The 6,519-nt window shown below is 74.7% G+C and carries 5 protein-coding genes; 2 read left to right on the top strand and 3 right to left on the bottom strand.

The genetic code is table 11. The annotated features are described in order from the left end of the window. Nucleotides 1–757 (bottom strand): GAF domain-containing protein (locus HCN56_RS22335; protein ID WP_376770913.1); only part of this gene is annotated, 757 nt, incomplete at its 3' end. Between the two features lie 315 nt (nucleotides 758–1,072). On the opposite strand from HCN56_RS22335, the gene HCN56_RS22330 reads away from it, so the two are divergent. Beyond that, entirely contained in the window at nucleotides 1,073–1,786 is a 714-nt protein-coding gene (locus HCN56_RS22330; protein ID WP_245246895.1) for an HNH endonuclease family protein, read from the top strand. 113 nt (nucleotides 1,787–1,899) lie between these two features. Here HCN56_RS22330 and HCN56_RS22325 read toward each other — a convergent pair whose 3' ends face one another. Then, nucleotides 1,900–2,079 carry a hypothetical protein gene (locus tag HCN56_RS22325; RefSeq protein WP_167973952.1) on the bottom strand — a complete coding sequence of 60 codons (180 nt, stop codon included), beginning with the start codon at nucleotides 2,077–2,079 and terminating at the stop codon, nucleotides 1,900–1,902. 564 nt (nucleotides 2,080–2,643) lie between these two features. Further along, the gene (locus tag HCN56_RS27320) at nucleotides 2,644–5,409 is read right to left on the bottom strand and encodes a D-alanyl-D-alanine carboxypeptidase family protein (RefSeq protein WP_167973950.1); all 2,766 of its coding nucleotides are present in this window, start codon (nucleotides 5,407–5,409) and stop codon (nucleotides 2,644–2,646) included. A 198-nt stretch (nucleotides 5,410–5,607) separates the two neighbouring features. Here HCN56_RS27320 and HCN56_RS22315 point away from each other — a divergent pair, with 198 nt between their 5' ends. After that, nucleotides 5,608–6,396, top strand: a complete 789-nt coding sequence (locus HCN56_RS22315) for a GOLPH3/VPS74 family protein (RefSeq protein ID WP_245246893.1) — start codon at nucleotides 5,608–5,610, stop codon at nucleotides 6,394–6,396. The last annotated feature ends 123 nt before the right edge of the window (nucleotides 6,397–6,519 follow it).

The raw sequence follows: 6,519 nt of genomic DNA, 5'->3' as shown, positions 1-6,519 counted from the left end.
CGGGCCTGGGCCCGGGCCCGGCGGTCGCGGCGGTCGCGGCGGGGGCCGGCGTGCCGACCGCGGCGAGCGGCCGATGAGCCGTCCGGGTGATGCGGTGGAGCGCGGGGCGCGGCGGCTCCGCCAGTCGCGCCTCGATGGCGGAGGCCGCGGTGCGGACCATGGACATGGCCATCGGGTGGCAGCGGTCCCAGGTGCTGGAGAGGTCGACGACCCCGAGCACCCGGCCGTCGGGGGCGCGGACCGGAGCGCAGTAGCAGACCCAGCCGTGCAGCGCCTCGACCAGGTGCTCCGCGGAGAAGACGGTGCTCGGCCTGCCGGTCCGCAGGGTGAGCGCCAGGGCGTTGGTGCCCATCGCCGGTTCGTTCCACCGGCCGCCCGGGGCGAAGTTGACGCGTTCGGCGCGACGGCGCATGACGCGGCCGCCGCAGGTCCACAGGATGGTGCCGGTCCGGTCGGTGACGGCGGCGATGTACCCGGCGTCCTCGGCCGTGCTGCGGAGTTCCGCGGAGATCGCCGTGACGGGGCCGCGGAGCGGGGAGTCGTTCCAGCGGGGGTGCACGGCGCCGCCGTCGGTGACCGGCGCGCCGTCCCGGCGGGGGTCGACGGTGGTGAGCGAGCGGCGCCAGGAGTCCGCGACCTCCTTGCGGCCCGGCGGGCCGTCCGAGGACCGCCACGCCGTGTCCCAGGAGGGCACCCAGCGTGACCAGGTCTCGGTCAGCTCGGCCCGTCGTCTGCTGAGTTCGCTGCTGTTCGGCATGTTCACCCCTCGACCGCGCTGTCGTGCAGGGCCCGCTCCTCCGATTGTCGCGCAGGCGGGGCGCGGCGCACCCGGGGTCGGGCCGACAGGGCGGCGGCCTCGGTCCCGCCCGGGACCGCCCGCCCGGGGCCGGGGCTGCGCGGTCGCCGTGTCCGCGTGCGCCGGGGTACGCGGTGGCACACCGGCGGCGCCGGGGCATCCGGGCGCCCGACACGCGCCGCGTCCCGGGCGCCTGCCGGGCCGTCCACCCGGGTAGCCTCCCGGCGGTACACGTGCTCCCGGCCGGGGGCACCCCCAGATCGGAACCAGGGCGGCATGACGCGCATGAGGCGGCATCAACTGATAGTCGGGACGCTGGCGGTGGCGCTGGCCGCGACCCTCACGGGGTGTGGCGAGGAGGGGCTCTCGCTCCCCTCCCCCGAGGAGATCTCGGAGAGCGCCACGGGCGACCCGGCGCCCGAGGGCGGCGGGTCGTCGGAGACGACGCTGCCCAACCTTCCCGGCGCGCAGGAGGGCCGGACGATGCTCGGCGAGCTGACCGTCGCCGAGGAGGGCTCGATGGCGGGCTACTCGCGCGACGAGTTCCCGCACTGGCAGTCCACCGAGGGGTGCACCGCCCGGCAGCACGTGCTGATCCGGGACGGCGTCGACGTGCAGACGGACGACAACTGCCAGCCCCAGCAGGGCGAGTGGTACAGCGAGTTCGACGGCGAGACCCTGACGGCCGCCGCCGACGTGGACATCGACCACATCGTGCCGCTGGCTGCCGCGTGGCGGTCGGGCGCCGACTCCTGGGACCGCGAGCGGCGCCGCGAGTTCGGCAACGACCTGGAGAACCCCCAGCTCATCGCGGTGAGTCAGCCGTCGAACCGCTCCAAGGGTGACCAGACGCCGGCGGACTGGCGGCCGATGGAGTCGTACTGGTGCGACTACGCACTGGCCTGGACGGCGACCAAGCACACCTACGAGCTGACCGTCACCGACGAGGAGCACGAGGCCCTCACGGAGATGCTGGACACCTGCGGCTGACGCGTTCAGCACGGCACGACACGGCCCGCCCCCTGCCCCGCCCGTGGGCGGGGGCGCGGGGCGCGCCGGGCGGACGGCCCGGCCCGGGCGGGTCCGGGCGGTCCGGGTCCGGATCAGATGCGGGTCCGGTAGCGCTCCGCCTTGTCGAGGATGGCGGTGAAGCGCTCCCACTGCTCGGCGGCCTCACGGGTCGGCCCGACCGTGAAGTCCTCCGGGTCGAGGAAGTCGAGTCGTTCGCGGGTGGCCGGGTCCAGGTCCCGCCACGCCGCCTCATCCTGCGGTGACCGCGCCACAGTCGTTGCACACCCAGTTGCCGTTGTTGAGCCGTCGACCGCTGGTCGAGCCGCATGACGGACACTTCATCACGCCGCTCCTCCCCCACACCAGCAGCTCATGTGAAAGGACCGACTGTAGCGCGCCGCAACGCGGCGTGGCAGCCCCTGGGCCCCTGGTGACGGTGGTGCGCCGGGGACGGGGCGGGCGCGTGGCGGCACAGCCCGGGCGCCGGTTTTCCCGGCACGGGGCGCGCGTCCTCGACAGGCGCGCGACCTCGTACTGCGCGCCCCCCTGCGCGCTCCCCACGCGCCCCGGCTCCCGACGGCGGTAGCTCTCCGTGACCGACCTCGCGGGCGTCGCCCAACGGATGCGCCCGACGGCCGAGCGTGACGCCACCGGGGTCACGTACGGCCACCCATGTGCTGAGATGAACGGCCCGGGTGTCGCGCCGGAGCGCGCCGAGCCGGGCGACGCCACGGCGACGTCGCCGTGGCGGAGAAGCGCGCACGGGGTGCGCCGGCCGTCACCGGCGCACCCCGTGCTTCGATCAGGACCCGCCCGGCCGGATCACCCGGACCGGATCACCCCAGGCGGAACAGCCGCGCGAGGACACCGGGTTCCGCCATCGCGGCCCCCAGCTCGACCGGCACGGCCACCGCGCTGTCGCGGTCCCCCACGGTCAGGCTGCCGATCTCGGTGCCCGACTCCGCCTCGGACGGCAGACCGTCCATCAGCGGGTGGCGGTCCGCCGGCTCCTCGTCCTCCCCGGCCGCGTCCTCGTCCTCGGCTGCGTCCGAGGAGGCGCGGCCCGCCGGCTCCTCCGACAGACCGACCCGCACGGTCAGCCCCGGCCAGCCCAGGGCCGTGACGTCCTCGCTCATCACCACCGGTGTCCGGCCGCCGAGCCCGTCGTCCACGTACCCGACGGTCTCACCCGTGGCCAGCACGGGCTCCGTCGTCAGCTGATCCTGCGCGAACCGCATGAGCGCGTCGCCGGCCGTTATGGCACCGGTCCGTATCGAGTTGTCGGACGGGTGCGGCGGCTGGCTCAGGACCGCGCCGACGATCAGCACGTTCTCGCCGTCCACCTCCTGGCGCGCCGCGAAGAGGAAGTTGCCGCCCGTCTGGGTACGGCTGCCGGTCTTGATGCCGACCACGCCGTTCACCGGCACCAGCGAGTTGCCGTTGTGGCGGGTCTCGCCGTACTGGTCGGTGTAGGAGGAGACGCCGACGATCTGCCGCATCACCGGGTCCTGCATCACCGCCCGGCCCAGCTTGACCTGGTCGGCGGCGGTGCTGACCGAGCCGAGGTCGTACCCGGCCGGGTCGGTGTAGACGGTGTCCTCCATGCCCAGCTCCGCGGCGGCGGCGTTCATCTTCCGCACGAAGGAGTTGGTGTCGCCCGAATCCCAACGGGCCAGCAGCCAGGCGACGTTGTTGGCCGAGGCGATCATCAGCGCCTGCAGCGCCTCCCGCTGGGTGAGGACGTCCCCGGCCCGTATCTCGACCACCGAGTCGCCGCGGCTCTCCCCGAGGCCGAAGTCCTCCTCCGCCTGGGGGTCTATCCGGATGTCCGCGCCGTCGCCGTCGGGCTCCATCGGATGGTCGCGCAGGATCACATAGGCCGTCATGGTCTTGGTGACGCTGGCGATCGGGACGGCCTCCTGCTCGCCGGAGGTGCCGAAGGTGCCGACGCCGTCGACGTCCAGCGCCGCCTGGCCCGTGTCGGGCCAGGGCACGGCGGGCAGCTCACCGGCGAAGGTGTGCGTCTCGGCCGCCGTGCTGGTCAGCACCGGGTCGGGCAGCGGGCGCAGCAGCTGCCCCACGGCCAGCAGCACGACCAGCAGCAGCACCAGCGGGGTCCAGATCTTCACCCGGCGCAGCGTCGAGCGGAGCAGCGACGGCGCCGGGGCCTGCCGGTTGGTGAGCTCGGCGAGCAGATCCATGGGGTCGCGCAGCGAGTCCGGGATCGGCGGCGGGGGGCCGGCGGGCGCAGGGGCGGCGTCCGGGTCCCGATCGCTCGGGTCCTCGGTCACCGGCCGCTTGGGGACGAAGAGCGTCCGGGCGTTGCCGTCGATGCGCTCGCCCGCGCTCGCGGGGGCGGCGGCACCGAGCGCGGCGGGCTCCCGAGTCCGCTTCTTCGCCCACTGCGGGGGTGACGCCTCCGTCGCCGACTCGCCGTCCTTGACGGCGGGCACGACGGCGGTGGAGGCGGCGGTCACAGCGAGCCCGTCGTCCACCGCGTCGCGGAGCGGCACGAACCGCCCGGGACGCCGGTCGTCCTCCTCGTCGTCGCTGTCGTCGGTGTCGTCGCTGTCGTCGTCGGTGCCGCTGTCGTTCTCGTCGGCGGCGTCCTTCCGGACGCCGTCCGCCTTCGACCCCGCGGACCGCTTCGGGGCCTCGGCGTCGCCGCCGGTGCCCTCGCCGGCCGCGCCGTCGACATCAGCCGCGTCGGAGTCGCTACCGGGGCGGGGCACCCGGATGACCTTGGTCGCGTGATTGTCCCCGCCGTCGTCGGAGTCCGGGGCCTCCGCCGCCCGGTCCGCGTCCGCCGGTTCGGCGGACGCAGCATCCGCGGTGGCCGTCTCGGCCGGCTGCGGCGCGTCGCCGGCCTTTGCGAGCGTGACGGGCGCGCCGGCCTTGGCGTCGGTGTCGGCCTCAGCCGCCGAGGTGGGGCCCGCATCGGGGTCGGGAGCCGTGTCCGTCTCCGGTTCCAGCTCGCCGTCCGCGTCCTTCTCGGAAGGCGAGGCGGCGGGGCCCCGCTTCTTCTCCAGGGTCAGCGGGGCCGGTGGTGCGACCTCGTCCGCCCCGCCGTCGCCGGCCGTCCCACCGGGCTCGTCCTTCGCACCGCGCGGGTCAGGGGCCTCCTCGCCGCTCGCACGCTCGGCCGCCGCCCCCGGGTCCGCAGCGGCCGCTGACCCGGCGCCCGTCGCCGGCTCCGCCTCGCCCGACTTCTCGCCGCCCGCGTTCTCCTCGTCCGTGTGCTCCTCGCCCGCGATCCCCGCCTCGTCCGCCACCTCGTCGTCCTGGGACAGCAACCCGCCGCCCCTGCGCAGCTGGAGCGTGCCGCGGTCCGCGGGCACGTCGTCGTCGGCGCGACCACCCCGCGCGCCGGTGCCGCTCCGCTCCTCGCCCGTCGGGCGGCGCAGCACCGCGGTGCGCTCCGCCTCCGGGACCGACCGGGACCGGGAGGGACGGCGCAGTGCCGTCGTCGCCGCGCTCTCCGGCGCGTCCCCCCGAACACCGCCGTTCTTTGCTACCGCGTCCCCGGGAACCGAACCCGGCTTCCCGCGCGTTTCCTCCGGTGACCGCTCGCTCTCCGAGCCGTCCGGGGACTTACCCGCCACCCCATGCCTCCTCGCCCACTGTTCCAACGGCATCAGCCGCTACCAGTCTGACGCGACCCGAGGGTGGTCCGGCTCCCGGCCCTACCTCACAAAACCACAACGACATATCTACGGGTTTCATTACAAACCGAACATGTGCTCTCGACAGAGCCGTGTGAGAGGCGTCACCCTGTCTGTCATCCACGCGGGGAGGCATGGATGAGCAGGAGTCGTAGAACCATTCCGGAGGAGCTGCTGCTGCTCGCTCTGGACCCGGCAACGGGTACCACTGCACAGCCGCAGTCGCTGGACCTCGGCCTGGCCGGGGCACAGCTCGTCGAACTGGCGCTCGCCGGACGGATAGCCCCTGATGGGGACCGCATAGCCGTGGTACTGGCACGGCCGACAGGAGATCCCACCCTGGACACCGCACTGGAGCTGCTGCGCCGTCGTGGCAGCCCGGTACGTGCGGTGCACTGGATCGGCGGACCCCGACTGGGGCTGCGCCAGACCTATCTGACCCATCTCGAACGCTGCGGCATGGTGCAGGCGATCGAGAACCACATGTGCGGCGTCCTACCGACCACTCGGTACCAGGCGTCGGACAACATCGTGAGCCGGCAGATCCGGCACCGGTTGGACACCGCGATCCGCACCGGCGCACCGCCGGACCCGCGGACCGCGGCGCTCGCCTCGCTGGCGCACGCCGTCGGCCTCGGCAAGCACCTGTACCCGGGCAACGAGGGCAGGTCCTCGCGCTCCCGGTTGCGGGACCTGATCCGCCACGACCCCATGGGCGGACTGGTGGCCCACGCGGTCATGGAGGTGCAGAACGGTGCCGCGGGCCAGGCCAAGCGCGCCGCCGCACCGAACCGCGGACGGGGCCAGGCGCCTCGTGCCACGGCGGTACCGGCCCAGGGACCGGAACAGGGCGTGCCGCGGCACGCCGAGCGGTCCCACCCGAGGGAGCTGGCACGCGTGACCCGCTCGGCGGTCACCGCCCGCTGACCCTCGCCCGACCGTGCCGCCCCGGACGCACCGAGTCCGGGGCGGGTGCACGGTCGGTTCGCGCCGCCGGTCCGCCCGGAGGCGCCACCCCGACCCACCCGGGAGCCGCGAGCGGCGCGGTGG

Source organism: Streptomyces lonarensis (assembly GCF_012033735.1).
GTDB lineage: Bacteria > Actinomycetota > Actinomycetes > Streptomycetales > Streptomycetaceae > Streptomyces > Streptomyces lonarensis.
Note: the sequence above shows the minus strand (reverse complement) of the source record. Positions and strands in the feature narration are given on the sequence as shown.